At 72.7% G+C, this 24,595-nt stretch carries 18 protein-coding genes; 12 read left to right on the top strand and 6 right to left on the bottom strand.

Translation table 11 applies throughout. The features are described from left to right. Nucleotides 1–88 precede the first annotated feature (88 nt). Nucleotides 89–976: a LysR family transcriptional regulator gene (locus AB0J86_RS33165; protein WP_363861626.1), complete on the top strand. Its 888-nt coding sequence runs from the start codon at nucleotides 89–91 to the stop codon at nucleotides 974–976. A 44-nt stretch (nucleotides 977–1,020) separates the two neighbouring features. On the opposite strand, the gene AB0J86_RS33160 is transcribed toward AB0J86_RS33165, so the two are convergent. Together AB0J86_RS33160 and AB0J86_RS33155 are read right to left on the bottom strand one after the other, a co-directional pair. Further along, nucleotides 1,021–1,890, bottom strand: coding sequence for an LLM class F420-dependent oxidoreductase (locus AB0J86_RS33160; RefSeq protein ID WP_363861625.1), 870 nt, complete (start codon nucleotides 1,888–1,890; stop codon nucleotides 1,021–1,023). 202 nt (nucleotides 1,891–2,092) lie between these two features. Beyond that, a complete protein-coding gene (locus tag AB0J86_RS33155; protein WP_363861624.1) occupies nucleotides 2,093–4,072 on the bottom strand; it encodes an amino acid transporter in 1,980 nt (659 codons plus the stop codon). A gap of 256 nt (nucleotides 4,073–4,328) precedes the next feature. Between AB0J86_RS33155 and AB0J86_RS33150 the strand changes: the two genes are divergently transcribed. The 8 genes from AB0J86_RS33150 (at nucleotide 4,329) to map (ending at nucleotide 13,684) form a co-directional block, all read left to right on the top strand. Then, nucleotides 4,329–4,466 carry a hypothetical protein gene (locus tag AB0J86_RS33150; protein WP_363861623.1) on the top strand — a complete coding sequence of 46 codons (138 nt, stop codon included), beginning with the start codon at nucleotides 4,329–4,331 and terminating at the stop codon, nucleotides 4,464–4,466. Beyond that, nucleotides 4,463–4,552 (top strand): K(+)-transporting ATPase subunit F, encoded by a 90-nt coding sequence (gene kdpF, locus AB0J86_RS33145; RefSeq protein WP_363861622.1) that lies wholly within the window; start codon nucleotides 4,463–4,465, stop codon nucleotides 4,550–4,552. Before AB0J86_RS33150 ends, kdpF begins: the two co-directional genes overlap by 4 nt. Further along, a complete protein-coding gene (gene kdpA / locus AB0J86_RS33140; RefSeq protein WP_363861621.1) occupies nucleotides 4,553–6,208 on the top strand; it encodes a potassium-transporting ATPase subunit KdpA in 1,656 nt (551 codons plus the stop codon). A 38-nt stretch (nucleotides 6,209–6,246) separates the two neighbouring features. Then, nucleotides 6,247–8,448 carry a potassium-transporting ATPase subunit KdpB gene (gene kdpB, locus AB0J86_RS33135; RefSeq protein WP_363861620.1) on the top strand — a complete coding sequence of 734 codons (2,202 nt, stop codon included), beginning with the start codon at nucleotides 6,247–6,249 and terminating at the stop codon, nucleotides 8,446–8,448. Then, nucleotides 8,448–9,335 (top strand): potassium-transporting ATPase subunit C, encoded by an 888-nt coding sequence (locus AB0J86_RS33130; RefSeq protein WP_363861619.1) that lies wholly within the window; start codon nucleotides 8,448–8,450, stop codon nucleotides 9,333–9,335. The genes kdpB and AB0J86_RS33130 overlap by 1 nt, the downstream gene beginning before the upstream one ends. Before the next feature lie 78 nt (nucleotides 9,336–9,413). Continuing rightward, nucleotides 9,414–11,972 (top strand): DUF4118 domain-containing protein, encoded by a 2,559-nt coding sequence (locus AB0J86_RS33125; RefSeq protein WP_363861618.1) that lies wholly within the window; start codon nucleotides 9,414–9,416, stop codon nucleotides 11,970–11,972. Beyond that, nucleotides 11,969–12,649 carry a response regulator gene (locus AB0J86_RS33120; RefSeq protein WP_363861617.1) on the top strand — a complete coding sequence of 227 codons (681 nt, stop codon included), beginning with the start codon at nucleotides 11,969–11,971 and terminating at the stop codon, nucleotides 12,647–12,649. The genes AB0J86_RS33125 and AB0J86_RS33120 overlap by 4 nt, the downstream gene beginning before the upstream one ends. A 267-nt stretch (nucleotides 12,650–12,916) precedes the next feature. After that, a complete protein-coding gene (map, locus tag AB0J86_RS33115; RefSeq protein WP_363861616.1) occupies nucleotides 12,917–13,684 on the top strand; it encodes a type I methionyl aminopeptidase in 768 nt (255 codons plus the stop codon). Between the two features lie 210 nt (nucleotides 13,685–13,894). Here map and AB0J86_RS33110 read toward each other — a convergent pair whose 3' ends face one another. Continuing rightward, nucleotides 13,895–14,857 (bottom strand): TIGR03557 family F420-dependent LLM class oxidoreductase, encoded by a 963-nt coding sequence (locus tag AB0J86_RS33110; protein WP_363861673.1) that lies wholly within the window; start codon nucleotides 14,855–14,857, stop codon nucleotides 13,895–13,897. 204 nt (nucleotides 14,858–15,061) lie between these two features. Between AB0J86_RS33110 and AB0J86_RS33105 the strand changes: the two genes are divergently transcribed. After that, nucleotides 15,062–17,746: a hypothetical protein gene (locus tag AB0J86_RS33105; RefSeq protein WP_363861615.1), complete on the top strand. Its 2,685-nt coding sequence runs from the start codon at nucleotides 15,062–15,064 to the stop codon at nucleotides 17,744–17,746. 202 nt (nucleotides 17,747–17,948) lie between these two features. On the opposite strand, the gene AB0J86_RS33100 is transcribed toward AB0J86_RS33105, so the two are convergent. The 3 genes from AB0J86_RS33100 to AB0J86_RS33090 form a co-directional block, all read right to left on the bottom strand. Next, nucleotides 17,949–19,712, bottom strand: a complete 1,764-nt coding sequence (locus AB0J86_RS33100; protein WP_363861614.1) for a hypothetical protein — start codon at nucleotides 19,710–19,712, stop codon at nucleotides 17,949–17,951. Nucleotides 19,713–20,215: 503 nt separating this feature from the next. Continuing rightward, entirely contained in the window at nucleotides 20,216–21,139 is a 924-nt protein-coding gene (locus AB0J86_RS33095; RefSeq protein ID WP_363861613.1) for a DUF2726 domain-containing protein, read from the bottom strand. Nucleotides 21,140–21,255: 116 nt separating this feature from the next. Further along, on the bottom strand, nucleotides 21,256–22,650 hold the full coding sequence (locus AB0J86_RS33090) for a 6-phospho-beta-glucosidase (protein WP_363861612.1): 1,395 nt from the start codon (nucleotides 22,648–22,650) through the stop codon (nucleotides 21,256–21,258). Between the two features lie 71 nt (nucleotides 22,651–22,721). On the opposite strand from AB0J86_RS33090, the gene AB0J86_RS33085 reads away from it, so the two are divergent. Further along, nucleotides 22,722–23,834, top strand: a complete 1,113-nt coding sequence (locus AB0J86_RS33085) for a PfkB family carbohydrate kinase (RefSeq protein WP_363861611.1) — start codon at nucleotides 22,722–22,724, stop codon at nucleotides 23,832–23,834. 155 nt (nucleotides 23,835–23,989) lie between these two features. Continuing rightward, the coding region (locus tag AB0J86_RS33080; RefSeq protein WP_363861610.1) for an aldehyde dehydrogenase family protein at nucleotides 23,990–24,595 on the top strand (606 nt) is incomplete at its 3' end.

Here is a 24,595-nt window from a genome sequence, read left to right as displayed (position 1 = left end):
CTGAGCTGCTCAAAGTGTGGCCAGCGGCGCCCCGGCGGGTCCAAGACAGAAGATCGTTCGAGCCATAAGCGGGATTTATGATGCCGGCATGGAGCTGCGCCAGCTGCGCTACCTCGTGGCGATCGACGAGGCGGGGAACCTGGGCCGGGCCGCCCAGGGGCTCTACGTCAGCCAGCCCGCCCTCTCGTACGCCCTGCGCAACCTGGAGGCCGAACTCGGCGTGCGGCTGTTCGACCGGCACGCCGGTGGCGTGACCCCGACCGCCGCCGGCCGCGACGTGATCGCGGAGGCGCGCCGCACGCTGCGGCAGGTCGAACGCGTCACGGCCGCCGCGCAGCGGCACCGGCGCGGGCAGACCGGCGTGCTGCGGGTGGGCTTCGAGGCGAGCGGCGCGGGCGAGCTGACCACCCGTTCCCGGGCCGAGTTCGCCCGCCGCTACCCGCAGGTACGGGTGGAGCCCAAGCGGTTCGACTGGGGCGAGGAGGCCGCCGCGCTGCGCGACGGCCGGGTCGACGTCGCGTTCGTCTGGCTCCCCGCCGATCTCGCCGGGATGCACGTCGAGGTGGTGCACGCCGAGGGCCGGGTCGTCGGCCTGCCCCGCGGGCACCGGCTGGCCGGCCGCGACGGCGTGTCGATCCTGGAGACCAACGACGAGCCGCTGCTCTGGACCGAGCGGGCGCCCCGCGAGTGGGTGGACTGGTGGGCGGTGAATCCCCGCCCGGACGGGTCCAGCCCGCGCTGGGGGCCGACCAACGACAACGTCGAGGAGATGCTGGAGCAGGTGGCCGAGGGTACGGCGATCTGCTTCGCACCCGAGAGCATGGCGCGGTACTACGCCCGTCCCGACCTCGCCTGGGTACCGCTGACCGACGTGGCGCCGTTGCGGGTCGCGCTCGCCTGGCCGGCCGGCGCCGACAGTCCGCTGGTGCGCGGCTTCGCCCAGGTGGTCCGCGAACTGGCCGGGCAGTCGGCCTAGGCGATCGCCCAACGCCGGCCAGGGTCACCCGACGGCCCGATCCGTCAGCCGATCTCGGCGAGCCCCGGGAGCACCCGCTCGGCGATCTGCTCGATGAACTCGACCGGGTGCCGGTCCGCCATCACCTGGATCTCGGTCACCCCGAGCGCGGCGTACGCGCGCACGCTGGCGAGGAAGGCGTCCACGTCGGCCAGGGCCGGCTGGCGCATCCCGACGGTCTTCTCGATGCTGTCGTAGTCGCGCCCCTCGGCCTCGCAGTGCGCCCGGAGCACGTCGAACTTGTGGCCCACCTCGGCCACGCCGATGTCGAAGACGTTGCACGAGTCCGCGTACCGGGCGACCATCAGCAGCGTCTTCTTCTCCCCGCCCCCGCCGATCATGATGGGCGGGCGGGGCCGGCGCAGCGGCGCCGGTACGCAGAGGGTCTCCTCCAACTGGTAGTGCTTGCCCCGGTAGGGGCCGTTGTCGTCGCTCCACATCTGCAGGCAGATCTGGAGCGTCTCCTCCAGCCGCTCGAACCGCTCGCCCACCGGCACCACGGGGACGCCGAGACCGCGCTGCTCCCGCTCGTACCAGGAGGCGCCGAGGCCCAACCGGGCCCGGCCGCCGGAGAGGACGTCCAGGGTGGTGACGGTCTTGGCCAGCAGCCCCGGGTACCGGTACATCACGCCGGTGACCAGCACGCCGAGCGTCATCCGCTCGGTCCGGGCGGCCACGTACCCGAGCGTGGTGTACGCCTCCAGCATCGGCTCCTCGGCCTTCGCCACCGCGTCCATCTGGAAGAAGTGGTCCATGACCGTGAAGGACGCGACGCCGGCCTCCTCGGCGATCTGCGCCGTCCGGGCGAGTGTCGGGGCGATCAGCTCCGGCTCGCGCGGGGTGGTGTAGTTCCAGTAGTGCAGGCCCAGTTTCACAGCCGTTCCCTCCGTCGCGGCGCGCGGTTCCGGGCGGTCGCGGCGCCGCTCCGGGTACGGCGTGCACCCGATGGCAGCCTGGCGCCGGCCGGCGCGCACCGGTTGCAGCGCATCCGGCTCAGCCTCTCAGTTCGAGTACGCTCGAAGTCAAGCCCCGCCGCCGGATCACCCGGACGGCGGGGCGACCCGGCGGTCAGGCCGGTCAGCCGCCGACGTGGATGCCGGGCCGGCGCTCCGGGTCGGGCTCGGCCTTGCGGATGATCTCCCGTACCACCGGGGCGGTGTCGCCGCGGCCGAGGAGCAGGTACCGGAACAGGTGCACCAGGGGACTTCCCTCGGCCCAGGCGAAGTAGCAGTGCGGCCGTACGCCGGTGGCGTCGCGCAGCGCGAGCAGGATCGCGGCGATGGCGTTCGGCGCGGCCGGGGAGCCGGCGCGCAGCACCCGGTACCCGTCGACCTCCACCCCGCGCACGGTCAGCACGTCGCTGAAGTCGGACGGGTCGACCACGTCGATCTCCAGGAAGAGCACGTCGGCACCGCCCGGTACGGGGTTGTTGCCGCGCTGTTCCCGCTCCTTGCCGGCGTACTCGGCGGCGTCGCCGGTCTGCCGCCGGTTGGTGATGATGTTGAGCGCCGCGTCGTGCGCGAGCGAGTCGGTGACGAACCGCCGCGCGGTCGGGTCGAACTCGATACGGTCGGCCCGCAGCTCGGTGGTGCGGGAGACCCGCGAGATCAGCGAGACGGCGATGATGCCGGCGATGAACATGGCCGAGATGGCGATCCCGTCGGGCTTCTCGACGATGTTGCTGACCAGCGCGTAGAGCAGCACCGCGGTCAGCACCCCGAAGCCGGCCGTGGCCGGGCGGTGCCGGCGCCGGAACGCGGAGACCGTGACCGCGAAGGCGCCGGAGACCATCATGGCCAGGATGCCGGTGGCGTACGCGCCGGCCTGGGCGTTGACGTCGGCGCCGAACGCGATCGTGATCACTACGCAGATCGCGGTGTAGACCAGCACCACCGGGCGTACGGCCCGACCCCACTCGGGGGCCATTCCGTAGCCGGGCAGGTAGCGGGGCACGATGTTGACCAGTCCCGCCATCGCCGAGGCGCCGGCGAACCAGAGGATGGCGATCGTGCTGAGGTCGTAGGCGGTGCCGAACACCTCGCCGAGCTGTTCGTGGGCGAGCCACGCCAGGGCGCGGCCGTTGGCGCCGCCGCCGGGCTGGAACTGGTCCGCCGGGATCAGCACGGTGGTGACGAGGCTGCTGGCCAGCAGGTACCCGCTCATCACGACCGCGGCGGTGGTCAGCAGCCGGCGAGTGTTGCGGACCCGCGCGGCCAGCCGCTGTTCGGCGTCGGCGCCGTCCGCGGCGACCAGCGGCATCATGCTCACCCCGGTCTCGAAGCCGGAGAGGCCGAGCACCAGCAGCGGAAAGGCGAGCACCGCCGGTCCGACCAGCCCGCCGATCCCCCCGCCGCCGTCGCCGAGGGCGGAGACCCAGGTGGCGAGTGCGCCCGGGGTGGTGAAGACCTCGACCAGCCCGACGACCACCACCACGGCGTTGAGGCCGAGGAAGACGGCAACGAGCGGGATCGCCACGCCGACCGCCTCGCTGAAGCCGAGCAGGAAGACCCCGCCGAGCACCAGCAGCAGCGCGACCGTGAGGGCGACCTGGTGGCCGTGCAGGAACTCCGGCAGGTACGGGTTCTCCACCACGTGCACGGAGGCGTCCGCGGCGGAGAGGGTGATCGTGATGATCCACGAGGTGGCGACGAAGCCGAGCAGGACCAGCACGAAGAGCTTGCCCCACCAGAACGGCAGCAGGTCCTCCAGCATCGCGACCGAGCCGGCGCCGTGCGGGCTCTCCCGGGCCACCCGCCGGTACATGGGCAGCATCCCGAGCAGCGTCAGCGCCACGATCAGCAGCGTCGCCAACGGGGAGACGGCCCCGGCCGCCAGCGCCGCGATCGCCGGTACGTAGGCCAGGCTGGAGAAGTAGTCCACGCCGGTGAGGCACATCACCTTCCACCAGGCGTGCGGCTCGGCGTGGGCCTCCCCGGCCGCCGGCCCGACCGGCTGCACCTGGTGCCGCAGCAGCCACCGGGCCAGGGGGCCGTCCGGTTGGGGCGGGCGGGGAGTCTCCACCACCGCCGGTACCGCGAGGTCCTCCGTGGTCTCCATCGATCCTCTCCCCGGTGGCACCGCCGAACTCGCCCGTCCCGACGGCGGGACGCCGCGGACCGGCCTGATCACAGCCGCACCAAGCTACGCCCCCGGTACCCCGGGGCGCGCTCCGCGCCTCCGTGACGCGGGCCACTGCGCCGGAGCGCGCGTCCATCTGGATCCCCGTCAAGGGGGCGTCAAGAAGCCGGCCACGGGCGTAGCGAGAACGTCAGAACACGTCACCGCCACAGGTCGGGCGCGCTTCCATGAATCCGTGGCCGCCAGCCGGCCGCTGCTGTCGCCCCTTCCGACTTCGAGGAGACGTTCGGTGATCGACGTCCTGTTCGTGCTGCTGACAGTGGGACTGTTCGCGGCCATGGCACTGCTCGTCCGGGCGGTGGAACGGCTGTGAACGTGGTCAACCTGGTCGGCCTGATCGTGGCGGCCGTCCTGGCCGTCTTCCTGGTCGCCGCCCTGCTGTTCCCGGAGCGTTTCTAGATGAGTACGACAACCGCGGGCGTGATCTTCATAGTGGTGCTGGTCGCCCTGGTCGTGGCGGCCTACCGGCCCTTCGGCGACTACCTGTACCGGGTGGTCTCCGGTACCCGGCACAGCCGGGTCGAGCGGGGGATCTACCGGCTGATCGGCGTCGACCCGGCCGGCGGGCAGACCTGGGGCGGGTACGCCCGCGGCGTCCTGGCCTTCTCGCTGATCTCGGTGCTGTTCCTGTACGCGTTCCTGCGGCTGCAGGACAAGCTCTGGCTCTCGCTCGGCTTCGACCCGGTCACCACCCACGTCGCCTGGAACACGGCGGTCTCGTTCGTCACGAACACCAACTGGCAGGCGTACTCAGGTGAGTCGACCCTGGGCCATCTGGTGCAGATGGCCGGCCTGGCGGTGCAGAACTTCGTCTCCGCCGCGGTGGGCATCGCGGTCGCGGTCGCCCTGGTACGCGGCTTCGCCGGCAGCCGCAGCGAGCGGCTGGGCAACTTCTGGGTGGACCTGACCCGGATCACGATCCGGATCCTGCTCCCCGTCGCGGTGGTCGGCGCGATCGTGCTGATCGCCGGCGGCGCCGTGCAGAACCTCTCCGGCGGTACCGACGCGGCGACGGTGGCGGGCGCGACCCAGCACCTCACGGGCGGTCCGGTCGCCAGCCAGGAAGTGATCAAGGAACTGGGCACCAACGGCGGCGGCTTCTACAACGTCAACAGCGCGCACCCGTTCGAGAACCCCACCACCTGGACCAACCTGTTCGAGATCTTCCTGATCCTGCTGATCCCGTTCAGCCTGCCGCGGGTCTTCGGCCGGATGGTCGGCCAGAACCGGCAGGGGTACGCGATCGCGGCGGTGATGGCGATCCTCGCCATCGGCAGCATCGCGCTGATCAACGTCTTCGAGCTGTCCGGCCACGGTACGGTGCCGCAGGCCGTGGGCGCGGCGATAGAGGGCAAGGACGTCCGGTTCGGCGTGTCGAACTCGGCCACCTTCGCCTCGGCCACGACGTTGACCTCGACCGGCGCGGTGAACTCGTTCCACGACTCGTACACCGCGCTCGGCGGCATGATCACGATGCTCGACATGAAGCTCGGCGAGATCGCCCCCGGCGGTGTCGGCTCCGGCCTCTACGGCATCCTGATCATCGCCGTGATCACGGTCTTCGTCGCCGGCCTGATGGTCGGCCGGACGCCGGAGTTCCTGGGCAAGAAGATCGGCGCTCGGGAGATCAAGTTCGCCTCGATCTACTTCCTGATCACTCCGGCGCTCGTCCTGATCGGTACCGCCGCCGCCTTCGCCACCGGCAACAACTCCACGGCGCTCAACGTCGGGCCGCACGGGCTCTCCGAGGTGCTCTACGCGTTCACCTCGGCCAGCAACAACAACGGCTCGGCCTTCGCCGGCATCACCGTGAACACCCCCTGGTGGGACACGGCGCTCGGCCTGGCCATGCTCTTCGGCCGGTTCCTGCCGATCATCTTCGTGCTCGGCCTGGCCGGTTCGCTGGCCCGGCAGAAACCCGTACCCGCCACCGACGGGACGCTGCCGACCCACAAGCCGCTCTTCGTGGGCATGGTCGTCGGCGTGGTCCTGATCCTCGTCGCGCTCAGCTTCCTGCCGTCGCTCGCCCTCGGCCCGCTGGCCGAGGGCCTGTGAGAGCACCGCTGCGGAAACAAGATCTGAGGAAAGAAGAAATGACTGCTACTCCCCTGGCACCCGCCCCCTCCGGCGGGCCCGCCGGCGGCAGATCCCTCGGGCGGGTCGGCGGCGGACTGCTCGACCCCGGACAGATGCTCCGCTCGCTGCCCGACGCGCTGCGCAAGCTGGACCCGAGGACGCTCTGGCGCAACCCCGTCATGTTCATCGTCGAGGTCGGCGCGGTCTTCACCACCGTGCTGGCCGTCGCCGACCCGACCTTCTTCGCCTGGGCCATCACGGTCTGGCTCTGGCTGACCGTGCTCTTCGCCAACCTGGCCGAGGCCGTCGCCGAGGGGCGCGGCAAGGCGCAGGCGGCCACCCTGCGGCAGGCCCGCAAGGACATCGTCGCCACCCGGCTGGTCGGCTGGTCGCCCGGCGCCCGGCCCGGGGCGTACCGGGAGGAGGCCGTCGCCGCCCCCGAGCTGGCGATGGGCGACGTCGTCGTGGTCGAGGCCGGCCAGTTCATCCCGGGTGACGGCGACGTGGTCGAGGGGATCGCGAGCGTCGACGAGTCCGCCATCACGGGCGAGTCGGCACCGGTGATCCGGGAGTCCGGCGGGGACCGCAGCGCGGTCACCGGCGGCACCAAGGTCCTCTCCGACCGCATCGTCGTACGGATCACCCAGCAGCCCGGCAAGAGCTTCATCGACCGGATGATCGCGCTGGTCGAGGGCGCCAACCGGCAGAAGACGCCGAACGAGATCGCCCTCAACATCCTGCTCGCGTCGCTGACCATCATCTTCCTGCTGGCCGTGGTGACGCTCCAGCCGCTGGCGATCTTCTCGAAGCACTTCCAGGCCGCCGCGCCGGACACCGCCGCCATCAACGGCGACGGCGTCACCGGCATCGTGCTGGTCTCGCTGCTGGTCTGCCTCATCCCGACCACCATCGGCGCGCTACTCTCCGCGATCGGTATCGCCGGGATGGACCGGCTGGTGCAGCGCAACGTGCTCGCCATGAGCGGCCGGGCGGTCGAGGCTGCCGGCGACGTGAACACCCTGCTGCTGGACAAGACCGGCACGATCACGCTCGGCAACCGGCAGGCCGCCGAGTTCGTCCCGGTCGAGGGGGTCGAGGCGGCCGAGGTGGCCGACGCGGCCCAGCTCTCCAGCCTCGCCGACGAGACCCCCGAGGGGCGCTCGGTCGTGGTGCTCGCGAAGAACCGGTACGGGCTGCGGGAGCGCGAGGCGGGCCTGATCCCGCACGCCACCTTCGTACCGTTCACCGCGCAGACCCGGATGAGCGGCGTCGACCTCGGCCCGGAGACGGTCACCGTCGACGAGGGCAGCGAGGGCTCGCTGCGGCAGATCCGCAAGGGCGCCGCGGCGGCGGTGATGAAGTGGGTACGCGACAACGGCGGCCACCCCACCGAGCAGATCGGCGACATCGTCGACGGGATCAGCGGCAGCGGCGGCACCCCGCTGGTCGTCGCCGAGCGCGTCGACGGTCGGCCGGCCCGCGCGCTCGGGGTGATCCACCTCAAGGACGTGGTCAAGTCCGGCATGCGCGAGCGCTTCGACGAGATGCGCCGGATGGGCATCCGGACCGTGATGATCACCGGCGACAACCCGCGTACCGCCAAGGCGATCGCCGACGAGGCGGGGGTGGACGACTTCCTCGCCGAGGCGACCCCGGAGGACAAGCTCGCCCTGATCAAGAGGGAGCAGGAGGGCGGTCGGCTGGTCGCGATGACCGGTGACGGTACCAACGACGCGCCGGCGCTGGCCCAGGCCGACGTCGGGGTGGCGATGAACACCGGCACCACGGCCGCCAAGGAGGCCGGCAACATGGTCGACCTCGACTCCGACCCGACGAAGCTGATTGAGATCGTCGAGATCGGCAAGCAGTTGCTGATCACCCGGGGCGCGTTGACCACGTTCTCCATCGCCAACGACATCGCGAAGTACTTCGCGATCATCCCGGCGATGTTCGCCGGGGTGTACCCGAGCCTGGACACGCTGAACATCATGCGGCTGCACAGCCCGGAGTCGGCGATCCTCGCGGCGGTCATCTTCAACGCGATCATCATCATCGCGCTGGTCCCGCTCGCCCTGCGGGGCGTGCGGTACCGGCCGAGCAGCGCCTCGGCCCTGCTGGGGCGCAACCTGTGGGTCTACGGGCTCGGCGGCATCGTCGCCCCGTTCATCGGTATCAAGATCATCGACCTCGTCATCCAGTTCATCCCAGGGATCTCCTGATGCGACTCCCCAACTGGCTCAGCCAGCATCTCGCCGCGTTCCGCGCCATCCTGGTCGCCACCGTGGCGCTCGGGCTGGCGTACCCGCTGGTCATCACGGCGGTGGCGCAGCTACCCGGCCTGCATGACCGGGCCCAGGGCTCGCTGGTCCGCGCCGCCGACGGCACCGTGGTCGGCAGCCGGCTCATCGGCCAGTCCTTCACCGACGCCGACGGCAACGCCCTGCCCGGGTACTTCCAGAGCCGACCCTCGGCCGCCGGGGACGGGTACGACCCGACCTCGACCGCCGCCAGCAACCTCGGCCCGGAGAGCGTCGTCGACACGCTCGCCGAGAACCCGGACGACGCGACCCAGAGCCTGCTCACCCAGGTCTGCTCGCGGAGCAAGGAAGTCGGCGAACGCGAGGGGGTCGACGGCAGCCGGCCGTTCTGCACCCCGGACGGCGTCGGCGCGGTGCTCGCGGTCTTCCACCGGGACGGCCTGACCGGCCCCGTCACCCGCGCGGTCAGCCTGAACCAGGCCTGCCCGGCGACCCCGTTCCTGGCGACCTTCGACGGCGTGCCGGTCGAGTGCGCCAGGATCGGTGATGACCTCTCGGCCGGGGTGGTCACCCCGGTCCGGGGCAACGCGCCGGCCGACCCGGCGGTACCGGCCGACGCGGTGACCGCCAGCGCCAGCGGGCTCGACCCGGACATCAGCCCCGCCTACGCCGATCTCCAGCTGGCCCGGGTCGCCCGGGAGCGGCACACCGACGCGGCGGCGGTACGGCGGCTGGTCGACCGGTACACCGCCGGCCGGGCGCTCGGCTTCATGGGCGAGCCGGCGGTGAACGTACTGGAGCTCAACCTCGCCCTGGACCGTGATTTTCCACTGCCGGCGCGAGGCTGAGAACGGTCGGGAAGGGGCCCCTGTGGTACAGAGGGCGAGGACAGGGCCCCTTCCCCCTGGACGACGACGGGATACGACGTGACACGCGGTCAGCTGCGGATCTACCTCGGGGCGGCCCCCGGCGTGGGCAAGACCTACGCGATGCTGGAGGAGGCACACCGCCGCCGGGAGCGCGGCACCGACGTCGTCGTCGGGTTCGTCGAGACACACGGGCGCAAGCACACCGCGCAGATGCTCGGTGACCTGGAGACCGTGCCCCGCCGCCCGGTCACCTACCGGGGCGCGGAGTTCACCGAGATGGACCTCGACGCGGTGCTGGCCCGCCACCCCGAGGTGGCCGTTGTGGACGAGCTGGCCCACACCAACGTGCCCGGCTCGCGCAACGCCAAGCGGTGGCAGGACATCCACGAACTGCTCGACGCCGGCATCGAGGTGCTGACCACGGTCAACATCCAGCACCTGGAGTCCCTCAACGACGTGGTCGAGCAGATCACCGGAGTGGCGCAGCGGGAGACGGTACCGGACGAGGTCGTCCGCGGCGCCGAGCAGGTCGAGCTGGTCGACATGACCCCGGAGGCGCTGCGCCGGCGGATGGCGCACGGCAACGTCTACCGTCCCGACAAGGTCGACGCGGCGCTGGGCAACTACTTCCGGGTCGGCAACCTCACCGCCCTGCGCGAGCTGGCGCTGCTCTGGCTCGCCGACAAGGTCGACGACCAGCTCGACCGCTACCGGGCCGAGCAGGGCATCGGCGAGACCTGGGAGGCGCGCGAGCGGGTGGTGGTCGCGCTGACCGGCGGCCCGGAGGGCGAGACGCTGATCCGCCGGGCCGCCCGGATCGCCGCCCGTACCGCCCGGGGCGCCGAGCTGCTCGCCGTGCACGTGGCCCGCAGCGACGGGCTCGCCGGACCCGACCCCACCCAGCTGACCCGCCAGCAGGCGCTGGTGGAGAGCCTCGGCGGGACGTACCACCAGGTGGCCGGCGACGACATCCCCGCGGCGCTGCTGGAGTTCGCGCGCGGGGTCAACGCCACCCAGATCGTGCTGGGCGCCAGCCGCCGGGGTCGGGTCGCCCAGGTCCTCTCCCCCGGCGTCGGGGTCACCACCGTGGCGCACTCCGGGCCGATCGACGTGCACCTCGTGACGCACGAGCAGATCGGCCGGGGGCGGCGACCGCTCCGGCCCACCAGCGCGCTCTCCCGCCGCCGCCGCGTCGCCGGCTTCGCGCTGGCGGTCGGCGGCATCCCGCTGCTGACGTACCTGCTCCGGCTCGCGGCGGACAGCCTCTCGCTGACCAGCGACATCCTGCTCTTCCTGGCCCTGGTGATCACCGTGGCGCTGGTCGGCGGCCTCTGGCCGGCGCTACTCGCCGCGCTCGGCGGGTCCCTGCTGATCAACTACTTCTTCACCCCGCCGGTGCACGCCTTCACCATCGCCGAGCGGGAGAACCTGCTGGCCCTGGCGGTCTTCCTCGTCCTCGCCGGTGCGGTCAGCGCCGTGGTGGACCTCGCCGCGCGGCGTACCCGGGACGCGGCGCAGGCCGGCGCCGACGCGCAGACACTGGCCAGCGTGGCCGGCAGCGTGCTGCGCGGCGGCCGCCCGCTGACCGCGCTGCTGGAGCGGCTCCGGGAGACCTTCGGGCTCACCTCGGTCACCCTGCTGGAACGGGTGCCCGAGGCGCAGTCCGGGCCGGACCGGCAGCGCGACCCGCGGGCGTGGCGGATCGCGGCCGGCGTCGGCGCCGAACAGTGCGGCACCCCCGCCGCCGGGGACGTGACGGTACGCGTCGACGAGGACCTCTCGCTGGTGCTGCGGGGCGGGGTCCTCGCCGCCGGGGACCGGCGCATCGTCGAGGCGTTCGCGGCGCAGGCGGCGGTGGCCCTGCGGCAGGAGCGGCTGGCCGAGGAGGCCGCCACCGCCCGGCCGCTGGCCGAGGCCGACCGGATGCGTACGGCCCTGTTGGCGGCCGTGAGCCACGACCTGCGTACCCCGCTTGCCTCGGCGAAGGCGGCCGTGACCAGCCTGCGCAGCCCCGAGGTCGAGTTCGACGAGGCCGACCGGGACGAGCTGCTCGCCACCGCCGACGAGTCGCTGGACCGGCTCGCCCGGCTGGTGGCGAACCTGCTGGACATGAGTCGGTTGCAGGCCGGCGCGCTCGGGCTGTCGCTGGTGGCGCTCGGGCTCGAGGACGCGGTGTCGCACGCCCTGGACGAACTCGGGGAGGCGGCGCGCCCGGTGCGCGTGAGCCTGGCCACCGACCTGCCGGCGGTACGGGCCGATCCGGGGCTGCTGGAGCGGGTGCTGGTGAACCTGGTCGCCAACGCGCTGCGGTTCAGCCCGCCGGACCGGCCGCCGCTGGTGACCGCGAGCGAGCACGGCGGGCAGGTCGAGCTGCGCGTGGTCGACCAGGGGCCGGGCATCCCGCCGGGCGAGTGGGCGCAGGTCTTCCTGCCGTTCCAACGGCTCGGCGACCGGGACAACCACGCCGGCGTCGGTCTCGGCCTGGCGCTGTCCCGGGGGCTGGCCGAGGCGATGGGGGGCGGCCTCGTGCCGGAACAGACCCCGGGCGGCGGGCTCACCATGGTGCTCAGCCTCCCCTCGACCGAGCCGTCCGAGAACGCGGGAGGCAGCAGATGACGCGGGTACTGGTGGTCGACGACGAGCCGCAGATCCTGCGGGCGCTACAGATCAACCTGCGCGCCCGCCGGTACGAGGTCGCGGTGGCCGGCGACGGTACGGCCGCGCTGCGCCTGGCCGCCAGCCATCCGCCCGACCTCGTGGTGCTGGACCTCGGCCTGCCCGACATGGACGGCGTCGAGGTGATCCGGGGGCTACGCGGCTGGACGAACATCCCGATCATCGTGCTCTCCGGCCGGGCCGGCAGCCAGGACAAGGTGGCCGCGCTCGACGCGGGGGCGGACGACTACGTGACCAAGCCCTTCGGCGTCGACGAGCTGCTCGCCCGGGTCCGGGCGGTGGCCCGGCGGACCAGCGGCTCCGGCGAGACCCCGCCCGTGGTGACCGTCGGTCGGTACGCGGTCGACCTGGCCGCCCGTACCGTGCGCGGGGACGACGGGCGGGAGGTACGGCTGACGCCGACCGAGTGGCACCTGCTGGAGATCCTGGTCCGCAACCCCGGCCGGCTGGTCAGCCAGCGCCAACTGCTGCACGACGTCTGGGGTCCGCAGTACCAGTCGGAGACCAACTACCTGCGCCAGTACCTGGCCCAGCTGCGCCGCAAGCTGGAGGACGACCCGGCCCGGCCGCGCCACCTGCTCACCGAGCCGGGCATGGGGTACCGCTTCCAGCCGTAGCCCCCCGGCGATCTAGGGCAAATCCTCGTGAGTTGATCTCCAATCACGAGGATTTGCCCTAGATCGCGGGGACGGGCCGTGCTGCCCGTCGTTACCCGGCCGCCGCCGATCGCGTGGCGGAGGCGGCCGCCTCGGGCCGAACCCGGCACGCGCACCGGCGACCGCGCCGCCGGTTCGTCGCGGCGCCGGCCCGAGGGGCGGGCCGCGCGCGCGTTCGTCCGCGGTCGACGGGGTGTCGGCACTCGTGCTGGTATTAAAATACCGGGCATGGTCGAGCTGAAATCAGAAGCCGAGATCGCGGTGATGCGCGAGGCAGGCCGGATCGTCGCCCGTACCCTGGCGGCCGTCGCCGCGGCGGCCCGGGCCGGCGTACGGCTGAGCGACCTCGACGCGCTCGCCGACGAGATGCTCACGAGCGCCGGGGCGAAGTCGTCGTTCCGCGACTACCACCCGTCCTGGGCGCCGACGCCGTACCCGGGCGTGCTCTGCCTCTCGGTGAACGACGCGGTCGTGCACGGCATCCCCGACCGACGGGTGCTGCGCGACGGCGACCTGCTCTCCATCGACTTCGGCGCGGAACTCGACGGTTTCCACGGCGACGCCGCGATCACCGTGGGAATCGGCGAGATCGACGGATCCGCCCGGCGCCTCACCGAGACGACCGAGCGGGCGCTCGCGGCCGGCATCGCCGCCGCCCGGCCCGGCGCCCGCATCGGCGACATCTCGCACGCCATCGAGACCGTCGCCCGCGAGGCCGGGTACGGGCAACCCGACGGGCTCGGCGGGCACGGCGTCGGCCACGCCATGCACGAGGAGCCGTTCGTACCCAACACCGGCCGCCCCCACCAGGGCTTCGAACTGCGCCCGGGCCTGGTCATCGCGATCGAGCCGATGTTCGTCGAGGGCGGCGACCGGCGCTGCCGTACCGCCCCGGACGGCTGGACCGTCGTCACCGCCGACGGCAGCCGGGCCGCCCACGCCGAGCACACCATCGCCGTCACCGCCGACGGCCCCGTGGTGCTCACCGCGCCGTAGCCCGCCGCGCGGTCCGGCCCGTCGCGAGATCGTGCCCGTCGCGAGATCGTGCTACCGCCCGGAAACAGGGCCTTCCCCGGCGCGCCGAGGCCCCTGCATGCGGGCAGTAGCACGATCTTCGTCGCGCGAGCCCGACGTGACGAGACCTCCGAATTGGCGGGACCTTCGGCGTGGCGGGACCGGCGTCGGCCGCGCGGGCTCGTGACCTGGCTACAGCCGGCGGAGCCGGGGCAGCAACTCGCGGCCCGCCCAGTCCAGGAACTCGCGCTGGCCGCCGTTGCCGACCTGGACCAGGCCGACGTGGGTGAAGCCGGCGTCGACGAACTTCTTGAACGCGGCCACGTGCGCGTCGACGTCGGGCCCGCAGGGCACCGAGGCGGCCACGTCCTCCTCCCGGACGAACTGGCTGGCGGCGGCGAAGGAGTGGGGTTCGGGCAGCTCGGCCATGACCTTCCAGCCCAGCCCGAACCACCGCCACTGGTCGTACACCACCTGGCGGCAGTGGGCCTCGTCCGTGCCGTAGCAGACCGCGAGCTGGCCGTACCGCGGCTTGCCGGCGCCGCCGGCCCGGTCGAACATCTCGCCCAGTCGCGGCTCGGGCTGCACGGCGATCAGCCCATCGGCGTACTCGCCGGCGAGGCGGCACGATTCCGGCCCCGAGGCGGCCATGGCCATCGGTACGGGCCGCTCCGGCCGGTCCCAGAGGTACGCCTCGGGCACCTCGTAGTGGTTGCCGGAGAAGCTGAGCACCTCGCCGTCGAGCAGCGGCCGGATGATCTGCACGGCCTCCTCGAACATCTCGTGCCGCTGCGCCACGTGCGGCCAGGCGCCGACCACGTGCTCGTTCAGGTTCTCCCCGGCGCCGAGGCCGAGGGTGAAGCGCCCCTGGGAGATGACTCCGATGGTCGCGGCCTTCTGCGCCACCACGGCCGGGTGGTAGCGGCGGATCGGGCAGGTCGAGTACGTCATCAGCTCGATCCGGCCGGTGGCGTGCGCGACCGCGCCCAGCACGGACCAGGTGTACGGGCAGTGTCCCTGCTCCGTCAGCCACGGGTTGTAGTGGTCGGAGATCAACAGTTGGTCGAAGCCGGCCTCCTCGGCCCGTACCGCGTAGTCGATCAGTTCCGTCGGGCCGCTCTGCTCGCAGAGCAGCGTGTAGCCAACGGCAACCATCATCCGTCCCCTCCGGACGCGCGCCCGCGACGCCCGCCCCCGCCAACCTCGGGCCTGAACATATCGCGCATGGCCGGGCAAAACGCTCGAACCCGATTTCTCCCTGGCAAAACCGCCGTAGGCCTCCTCCGGACCGGCTATTGCCGCCGCGATGAACACTGTGGTCATCTGTTAAGTCACGCTCGGCCACGGTGGAGGTGTGCGATGACGGGCCTCGCCGCCCAGGATCAGCCGGCGCCGGACCGGATCCGGCTCCCCGCCGGCGGGCAGGAGTTCTTCGCCCTCCTCGCCCGGCTGCTGCGCCGGCCCCGGCGCACCGACCGGCGCCTCCCCCTGTTCTGGCTGGTCCGCTCCGGCGACGCCGCCGACGTGACCACCCTGCTGCGCCGGGCCGCGACCCAGGGCCACCGGCGCCGGGTACCGCACGTACTGATCGACGTGGCGGCGCAGCCGGAGAACGACGTACCGACGACGCTGCGGGCGATCTACCGGCAGCTGTCGCTGGAGGCGTTCGGCGGGGAGCGGCTGCGGTTCCGGCACTACCCGCTGGCGGACTGGCTGATGCACCAGTCGCTGGTCTACGGCCTCGACCTGGACGACAGCCGGGCGGCCCTGGTCCGGCGCCTGCGCGACCGGCACGGGCCCCGGCCCGCCACCGATCCGCTCGCGGCCACCGCCGGCGGTGGTGGCGGCGACATGGTCGCCACCGCCTCCCAGTTCCTGCTCTGGCTGGTCCGCCGGGCCATTCCCAGCGTCCTGTTCCGCGCCGCGATCTCCGGCCGGATACCGCTGCTCGGCCGCCACTACCGCTGGTTCATGCGCCAGCAGTACCTGGCGCCCCGGCAGTCGGCGACCTTCCTCGGCTTCGCCGAGCGCCTCACCGCCGGCTGGCGCGACGGCGAGCAGCCGGAACAGGTCAACAAGCTGCTGCTGCACGCGTTCCTGGAGGACCTGCGGCAGGCGTACCGGCGCCCACCGTGGCGGCTGGCCGGCTGGCGGCGTACCGCCTATCCCATGCTGGTGCTGGCGAACGTGGCACCCGGCGACGCCGGGCACACCATCGTCCGGCTGCTCGGCGACGTACGCAACGAGACCGGGCGCAACGACCCGCTGCTCGTGGTCGCCGTGGGCGATACCGCGCCGCCGGAGCTGCCCCAGTCGCGCCCGCTCACCGACGCCGACGAGGCGTACGACGAGTGGGCCGACGTACTGCCGGAGACCCGCCGGCTGCGGCGGCCCGGCGCCTGGCTGATCGTGCTGGGGCTCGACGGGCCGGTGGCGGGGCCGCAGCCGCGCGGCGGCCCCGTCGGCTTCGTCGCGCCCGACCCGCCGTGGTGGGCCCGGCGCGTCCTGGCCGTGGCGCTCGCCCTCGTCCTGGTGGCGACCGGGGCGCTCTGGGTGGGCGCCCGCTGGGGGGTGGGCTGTCATCCGCGACCGTTCGCCGGGCGGATCTCGGTCGAGCTGGTCGACGGCGAGTGCATCGGCTACAGCGACAGCGCCGCGCACGTCTTCAATCCGGGCCAGCCCCGGTTGCGCAGCGTCCAGGAGCGGATCTTCCAGCAGAACGCCGCCGCCGAGAAGGAGTGGGAGGCCAGCGAGCGGCGCCGGCCGTACCTCACCCTGGTCTACTTCGGCACGCTGACCGGCACCCTCACCGGTCCCGGCGAGGAGTCGTACGTCTCCGAACGCGAGGAGTTGGAGGGGATGGCCGCGGTGCAGTACGCGCTGCTCAAGGAGTCGGCCGGCGCGGAGGGGGCGGCGCTGCTCCGGGTGGTGGTCGCCAACGGCGGCCGGCAGATGCGCTACGCCACCCGGACCGTACGGATGCTCGCGGAGCTGGCCCGGGACGACCCGACGCTGCTCGGCGTGGTCGGGCTGGTGGACAGCCGGCGGGCCACCGTCGACGCGCTGCGGGACCTCAACCGGATCGGCCTGCCCGCCCTCGCGCCGACGCTCTCGGCCGACGGCATCGACCAGCAGTCCAAGCTCTACCTCCAGATGTCGGCGCCGAACGCGGACCAGGCGACGCTCGTGGCGGAGTACGCCCGCAAGGTGCTGCGGGTCGGCGAGGCGCACGTGTACTACACCACCGGGGAGGGCAGCTCCCGCGCCGACGACCTCTACGTGGACACCCTGGTCGACGCGCTGCGACAGCGGTTCGGCGACGGCCTGGCGCCGCCGCAGCCGTGGCAGACCGGCGGCCACCTGACCCAGGAGTGCGGCTACCCCGGTCTGCTCTTCTTCGCCGGCCGCTGGTCGGAGTTCGACGGGTTCCTGCGCGAGCTGGAGAAGTGCGGCGCCAACCCGCCGCGCCACCTGCTCGCCGACGACTCGGTCAACCGGTACATGGCCAACCCCGGGCTGCGCGCCACCGCGCCCGGCAACATCCCCCTCACGTACGTGTCGAAGGCGTCCCTGGCCACCTGCGCGGCGCTGGCCCGGGCCAGCGCGGCCGGCGACAACGGCCGGGGCAGCTTCCTGAACTGGATCCGCGCGGCCGACCTGCTCGACCCGCCGCGCTGCGTCGACGGTACGGCGCCACCGGTGGGCGAGCGGGTCAGCCTCGCCTACGACGCCGCGATGATGGTGGTCCGCGCGGTGGAGAGCCTGGCCGCGCGGCTGCGGCACGCCAGCCCGCAGCAGCCGTGGGAGCCCCGGGCCGTGAACCCGGTGGGGGTCCACGCCGAGGTGCTGCGGCAGAACGCGGGACAGGGATATCCGGGCGTCTCCGGCCTGATCCGGTTTCCGCCCGACTCGGGGCGGCCGGAGGCCAAGCGGATCGCGTTGATGCGGGTGGAGCGGATCCCCGACGTCGCCGGTGAGGTGCGGGAGGTCTACCACTGTGGCCGGGCCGACGACCCGGCCGGACCGGCCGGCTGCGGCGGGTGAGCCAGCCGGCCGAGCGGGGCGGGCGCGGCGGGTGAGCCCGCCGGGCGGGACGGGTGAACCGGCGACCGGGACGGGCCCGGGATCCGCCGCACGGGTACGCCTCCGGTGCCGCGCCGGTCCGGTCGGATCGACCGGCCGCGTACGACACCGGAGGCGGTTACCCGTTATCTGCTGCTCGTTGCCCCACCGTCAGGCGGTCGGGTCAGCCGAAGCAGTTCGGAATGGCGAAGGCCGTCAGGCAGTTGGTCGACCGGTTCTTGACGATGACGGTCTCGTGGTCGGCCGTCACCGTACCGGCGCCCGAGATGCCATCCGCGGGAACCGTCGAGGTGTTCTCGATGACCCGGGACTTGGTCAGGGTGACCGACCCGGGGGCGGTGTTGAAGCTGCCGCCGCCGGACGAGGCCGGGCCGAGCGCCCGGTTGAAGATGACCTCGCTGCCCCGCAGCACGATTCCACCACCGCCGTTGAGCAGGCCGCCGCCGTTGCCGGTGGTCGCCGTGTTCGAGTCGATCTCACTCTCGTCCGCCACCACCGCGGTCGCCGTCCCGGTCGTGGCGACGCCACCACCGGCACCGGCGCTGTTCAACCGCACCTTGGTACGCCGCAGCGTGGTGCTGTCGGTGCCGGCGGTGTTCACGCCACCACCGTTGCCGGTGGCCGTGTTCTCCGAGATCGCGCTGTCCTCGACCGTGGTGGTCGTCGTGGCTCCGGCGACACCGCTGGCGACACCGCCGCCGTTGCCGGCCGCGTGGTTGCCCTTGATCTCGGACTTCGTGACGATGACCGTGCCGGCGAGATTCTGCACCGCGCCGCCGTTGCCCGTGGCGTTGTTGTAGTTGAGCTGCGAATCATCGATCTTCAGCAGCCCCTGGTTGTTGATCGCGCCACCGGCGCCGGTGGCGCTGTTGCGGGCCAGCAGGCTCTTGCTGATGGTCGTCGTGCCGAAGTTCTGGATCGCCCCGCCGGGACCCTGGGCGGTGTTGTTGGCGAGCGTGGTCTCGACCAGGTTCAACTCGCCACCGGCCTGCACGAGGATCGCTCCGCCGCCGGCGGCGGGGGCGGGCCCAACCTGCTGGCCACCGAGGACCGTCAGGTTGCAAAGGGTCAGCTCGCCCCCGTTGGCGACCTGGAAGAGCCGGGTCGGGAACTGGGTCAGGCTGACCGAGCGAACGATCTTGGTTGCCTCACCACCCGCGATGGTGATCGGCTGCACGATGGGCGGCAGCGAGGTGACCAGGTTGTTCGCCGCCAGGTTGTAGGTGCACTGCGACGCGAGCTCCAACGTCCCACCCCTGTCGGCGTTGGCAAGCACGATCTCCGTGATCAGCTTGTCCGGGTCGCAGGGCACCTTCTTCACCTGGTCGTCCTTGGCCTGGCCGTCCTTAACCTTGTCGTCCTTGGCCTTGTCCTTGTCCTTCCGGCCGGCCTGGTCCTGCCCCGGGTAGTAGCTCCGGCCCTTGTCCTTGTCGGACTTGTCGCCCTTCGGGTCGTACTTGCCCTTGTCCTTGTCGGACTTGTCGCCCTTGCTGGACGGGTCCTTCGGGTCGTACTTACCCGGATCCTTCGGGTCGTCCTTGCCCTTGGGGTCGTCCTTGCCCTTCGGGTCCTCCTTGGCCTTCGGGTCCTCCTTGGCCGGATCCTTGGACTCGTCCTTGCCCTTCGGGTCCTCCTTGGCCGGGTCCTTGGACTCGTCCTTGCCCTTCGGGTCCTCCTTGGCCGGATCCTTGGACTCGTCCTTGGCCGGGTCGACCTTCGGGTCGCTCTTGTCGCCACTGACCACCATCGTGGAAAGGCCCGTCAGATCCAGGTCCGACACGCCCCCGCCCACGCCGGCCACGGTCGCCCCGCCGGCCACCAGGCCGCCGACGACGACCGCCCCCGCGACCACCAGCCGCGTCCGCCGTCTCTTCTTCCGCGCCGGCTTTTCGCCGGGATCGGTTTGATTTCCGTAGTACTCGGACATCGAGTTAGCCTTTCCCTCTTTCGATACAGGACATGGCTACGCGGCCCCGAACAATACGAATGGCCGCAATCGGCTACTGCCGTCGAATGTCACAGTAGATGCGCAGGTCAGGGCTGGGGCGGCATACGTGAAACAAGTACACACCCGGGTTGATCCGGGCCCCTGAGGCCGCTCGGGACAGGCGTGAAGGGGGTGGTCCACGGGGCGGGGCGGCGCCCGCCTCCTACCCGAAACGGCCGCTCCCGTACCGTCACCGCGCTCGGCGAGGCTTTCGCTCGCTATGCCCGGCAAGGGTAGCGCCGATGCCGCTCGCGTGCCCAGCGCCCGGCCACGCCGTACGCGTGGTTGCTGCCGGTTCGGACCCCCGGGGTGCCGTTACCGCCGGTACCGGCACGACCCGCGCCAATGCCACCGTCCGGCCCGCTACGGCGTTGTTCGCACCCGTACCGGCGACCGCGGCGCAATTGTTCCGCCCGGTCCCGGAGGCGAAAATCCGATTGCCGCTATTCGAAGATCAGATGGTCGAAGGCGAATTCCGTCTCCATCTCGTCGCGCCGCTGTCGGAGCAGTTCGAATTCGCGGCTCAGCTCCTGGCGCGGTACCAGCTCCGGTTCGGCCAGGTCGAGCAGCATCAGCCGCTCGCCGATCGCGGCGGCGGCGAGGTCCTCGGCGAGCCGGGCCGGATCGACTCCGCAGGAGAAGCGGTGCTGCCAGATCCGGACCCGCTCGAAGAGGCAGTCGCCGTCGCGCACCTCCGCCCAGCCCCAGCCCTCGGCCGGCCCGTTCTTCCAGGTGGCGTGCAACCCACGGATGATCGGATCGGCCAGGCGCCGGCTCGCGTACGCGTCGACGGCGGCGGCCCGCGCGACCGCGCCGAGGTCGTTTACGAAGCCGGTACGCCCGTCGGGCAGCCGGCCGATGATGTCGCGGTAGCCCAGCGCCCCGCCCGGCGACAGCTCGTCCGGGTAGGCCGGCTCGTCCGGGTCGAGCAGGCCCGCGTTCCGGTAGCCGACCGCGTCCAGCAGATACTCGACGATCCGCCGCCCCTGCGCGGCGGCGGTCAGCGCGGTGGACTCGATCCGCACCAGCGCCAGGCCGACCGCCTCGCAGACCGCGTTGGTCATCCGGTCGCCACGCTGGTCCCCGGCCGTACGCCGGGCCGGGTCGTCGAACCCGACCACGAAGGACGGTGTGTAGTCGGTGGCGTCGCAGACGACGAAGTCGAAGCGGGCTCGGATGGCGGAGCTCCACTGGTGGGCGGTGATGCCCTCCGGCCGCCGGTGCACGAGCTGGCTGAGCTTGCATCCGGGCCACACCAGGTAGCCGCCACGCTCGAAGATGTCGCCGCGGGCGAGCCGGGTCTCGTGCTCATCCGGCGTGAGGATCGGCCGCAGCCGAGAATCCCCGCGGTTGCCGCTGTTCGCCATATTCTCTTTTGTCCATCGCCTCGGGTGCTCGCCGCCCCCCGGTCGCCCATCGAGCCGAGGGTCGCTGGCCATGTTAGGTGCATCCGTCCCGACCCGGGCCGGGAGAAACGATCATGTTACCGGCGGGCCAGCACCTCGGCGATCTCGGGCGAGGCGGCCCGGTAGTCGGCGACGAGCCGCTCGGCCACCGCCGGCCCGACCAGCGGGTGCGCGGCGAACGCCTCGGCGGCCAGGCTCCGGGAGCCGGTACGGGCCGCCTCGATGGTCAGCCGCTCGGTCGCCTTCACCCGCCGGACCAGCTCCAGTTCCGGCTCGCCGAGCGGGGCGGCGGCCAGCGGCTGCGCGCCGTTGCTGTCGACCAGGCAGGGCAGCTCCACCACGGCACCGGCGTCGAGGCCGGGCAGGGCGCCGCCGCCGCGCACGTTGAGCACCAGCCGGGCCGGGGCGGTACCCCGCAGCGCCGCGAGCAGCGGCACGGCCACGTTCTCGTACCCGCCGGCCACGACGTCGTCCCGGTCCCGCTCGCCGCCGCCGGTGGCCCGGCGCACCTCGGCCGAGTAGCTCTCCTCCCGCCGCGCCAGCGCGTCCCGCCAGAGCGCCAGCGCGGCATCCGGCCGCGCCGCCGCGGCGGCGTAGAAGCGCTCCTGCTGGTCGCGCAGGTACTCGCCCCGGGTCTGCCGCGCGGCGCGGACGGACCGCAGCGCGGCCTCGGTGTCGTAGTAGTAGTGCAGGTACTCGTTGGGCACGGCGCCGAGCCGGCGGAGCCGTTGCGCCCCGAAGACCCGGCCCTCCTCGAACGAGTCGAGTGCCGCGTCGTCGGCGAGCAGTTCACCGAGCCGGTCCACCCCGTCCACCAGGGCCCGCCGCGCCCAGCCGAGGTGGTTCAGGCCGGCGTAGTCGACCCGCAGCCGCTCCGGTACGACCCGCAGCGCGCGGGCCAGCCGGCCGGCGAGCGCCGACGGGGAGTCGCAGATGCCGATCACCCGGTCGCCCAGCACCTCGGCCATCGCCTCGGTGACCAGGCCGGCCGGGTTGGTGAAGTTGATGGTCCACGCCCGGGGCGCCCGCTCGCGGATCAGCTCGGCGAGCCGGCGCAGCACCGGCACGGTACGCAGCCCGTACGCGATGCCACCGGCACCGACCGTCTCCTGCCCGAGGACGCCGGCTCGCAACGCCACCCGCTCGTCCACGGTACGGCCGCGCACCCCGCCCACCCGCAGCGCAGCGAAGACCACGTCCGCACCGGTCAGGGCGGCCGGCAGGTCTCCGGTGGCCGTCACCTCCGGCGCCGCCCCGCCCACTCCCGCCGCCCCGTCCGCTTCCAGCGATCCGGCCGTTCCCGTGGACTCGGCCGAGAGTTGGCGCAGCACCGCGGTGATGACGGAGAGCCGGACCGGGTCCGGGTCGTAGAGGACGACCCGGGTCGGCCGCGCCGGGCCGCGCTCGCGCAACAGGGCCCGATAGATCAGCGGTACCCGGAACCCGCCACCGCCGACGATCACCAGTCGCACGTCGCACTCCCTCCCCGATCCGACGGCCGAGCATATTTGCACTGGTCGTCCCGCCGATGGATGATCGCCGAATGTCCGACCGCATCGACCGCGCGAGCGACGACCGTCTCGACCTCTTCGTCGCCGGTACCGTCTACCTGGACATCATCTTCACCGGCCTGGACGCGGTACCGGCACCGGGGACCGAGGTCTTCACGCTGGGCATGGGCTCCTGCCCCGGGGGGATCGCCAACCTGGCCGTCGCCGCGAGCCGGCTCGGCCTGCGGACCGGGCTGGGTACCCCGCTCAGCTCCGACGTCTACGGCGACTTCTGCTGGCAGACGCTGAAAGAGGAGAACATCGACCTGTCGGCGTCGCGGCGCTTCGACGACTGGCACTCCCCCGTGACCGTCTCCCTCGCGTACGACCGGGACCGGAGCATGGTCACGCACGGGCATCCGGCGCCGCTCAACGCCGACGGCCTGGTCGGCGAGCTGCCCCCGGCGCGCGGCGCGTTCCTCGGGCTCGGGCACGAGCCGATGCCCTGGGTACGGCGGGCCCGCGAGGCGGGCACTCTCGTCTTCGCCAGCGTCGGCTGGGACTCCACCGCCACCTGGCCGGCCGAGGCGCTCGCCGTGCTGAGCGACTGCTACGCGTTCCTGCCGAACTCCGTGGAGGCGATGCGGTACACCCGCGCCGACACGCCGCGCGAGGCGCTGCACCGGCTCGCCGAGCGGGTACCGGTCGTCGTGGTCACCTGCGGCTCCGACGGCGCGATGGCGGTGGACTCCGGCACCGGCGAGACCGCCTCGGCGCTCGGCGTACCGGTCGACGCGCTCGACCCGACCGGCGCCGGCGACGTCTTCGGCGCGGGCTTCGCCACCGGTACGCTCGCCGGCTGGCCGCTGGACCGTCGGCTCGCCTTCGCCAACCTGGTCGCCGCCCTCTCGGTGCAGCACTTCGGCGGCTCGCTGTCGGCGCCCGGCTGGGGTGACATCGCGGACTGGTGGCGGGCGACCCGCGCGCGGGCCGAGCGGCACCACGCCGAGTCGACCGAGGCCGAGGTGGCCCGCCGGTACGGCTTCCTCGACGACGTGATTCCGGCCGGTCCGATGCGGACGGTACGGCGGGCCACGGCGACGATCGCGCGGCTCTCGGACGCCAACGTCGGCGGCGGTGCCACCGGCGCGGCCGACCCGCACTAGCCGGGGACCGGCCCGGCGGCGACCCCGGCCCGGGCATGCGGCCGGGCCGGCAGCCGAGCCCCGGCCGCCTGCCGGGCCTGGGACTTGCTGCCAGGCGCGACGGCCGCGCATATTCGCGGACGGGCGAACTGCCCGTACCGACCTACACTCCGCGCATGACGAGCGTTCGCGTTCCCGGCCTACCCGTGATCGAAGCCGGCGAGCTGATCTCCACGCACCCGGCGACCGGGGTGGAGGTGGGCCGCTTTCCGGTGGCGACCAGGGCGGACGTGGAGCGCGCGGTCGAGCGGGGCGCCGAGGCCGGGCGCTGGTGGGAGGGGCTGGGCTTCGCCGAACGGCGCCGGCGCCTGCTGCGCTGGCGGGCGGTGCTGGCGCGGCGGATCGAGGAACTCGCCGACCTGTCCCACCGGGAGGGCGGCAAGCCCGTCGCCGAGGCGATCGTCGAAACGGCGGGAGCGATCGAGCACATCGACTGGGCGGCCCGCAACGCCAGGCGCGTCCTCGGCCCGCGCCGCGTGCCGTCGCGCCTGGTCGTGGCCGAGTTCGCCGGGCGCCTCGAATACCGCCCGTACGGAGTGGTCGGCGTGATCTCGCCGTGGAACTATCCGGTGAAGGGGCCGATCGCGACCGTGGCGTACGCGCTGGCCGCCGGGAACGCCGTCGTGCTCAAGCCGAGCGAGTACACCCCCGCCGTCGGTCAATGGCTCGTCGACACCTTCACCGAACTCGTCGACAACCAACCCGTCCTCCAAGCCGTACAC

This window comes from Micromonospora sp. NPDC049559, from assembly GCF_040676675.1.
In the GTDB taxonomy this organism is placed as follows: domain Bacteria; phylum Actinomycetota; class Actinomycetes; order Mycobacteriales; family Micromonosporaceae; genus JBFAPK01.
Note: the sequence above shows the minus strand (reverse complement) of the source record. Positions and strands in the feature narration are given on the sequence as shown.

What these genes read in the sequence shown, in the direction of transcription:
- AB0J86_RS33110 (WP_363861673.1), bottom strand. Translation starts at nt 14,857, where the DNA reads ATGGTTGCCGTTGGCTACACGCTGCTCTGCGAGCAGAGCGGCCCGACG.
- kdpB (WP_363861620.1), top strand. Translation starts at nt 6,247, where the DNA reads ATGACTGCTACTCCCCTGGCACCCGCCCCCTCCGGCGGGCCCGCCGGC.
- AB0J86_RS33165 (WP_363861626.1), top strand. Translation starts at nt 89, where the DNA reads ATGGAGCTGCGCCAGCTGCGCTACCTCGTGGCGATCGACGAGGCGGGG.
- AB0J86_RS33105 (WP_363861615.1), top strand. Translation starts at nt 15,062, where the DNA reads ATGACGGGCCTCGCCGCCCAGGATCAGCCGGCGCCGGACCGGATCCGG.
- AB0J86_RS33155 (WP_363861624.1), bottom strand. Translation starts at nt 4,072, where the DNA reads ATGGAGACCACGGAGGACCTCGCGGTACCGGCGGTGGTGGAGACTCCC.
- AB0J86_RS33100 (WP_363861614.1), bottom strand. Translation starts at nt 19,712, where the DNA reads ATGTCCGAGTACTACGGAAATCAAACCGATCCCGGCGAAAAGCCGGCG.
- AB0J86_RS33095 (WP_363861613.1), bottom strand. Translation starts at nt 21,139, where the DNA reads ATGGCGAACAGCGGCAACCGCGGGGATTCTCGGCTGCGGCCGATCCTC.
- AB0J86_RS33085 (WP_363861611.1), top strand. Translation starts at nt 22,722, where the DNA reads ATGTCCGACCGCATCGACCGCGCGAGCGACGACCGTCTCGACCTCTTC.
- AB0J86_RS33130 (WP_363861619.1), top strand. Translation starts at nt 8,448, where the DNA reads ATGCGACTCCCCAACTGGCTCAGCCAGCATCTCGCCGCGTTCCGCGCC.
- AB0J86_RS33120 (WP_363861617.1), top strand. Translation starts at nt 11,969, where the DNA reads ATGACGCGGGTACTGGTGGTCGACGACGAGCCGCAGATCCTGCGGGCG.
- map (WP_363861616.1), top strand. Translation starts at nt 12,917, where the DNA reads ATGGTCGAGCTGAAATCAGAAGCCGAGATCGCGGTGATGCGCGAGGCA.
- kdpA (WP_363861621.1), top strand. Translation starts at nt 4,553, where the DNA reads ATGAGTACGACAACCGCGGGCGTGATCTTCATAGTGGTGCTGGTCGCC.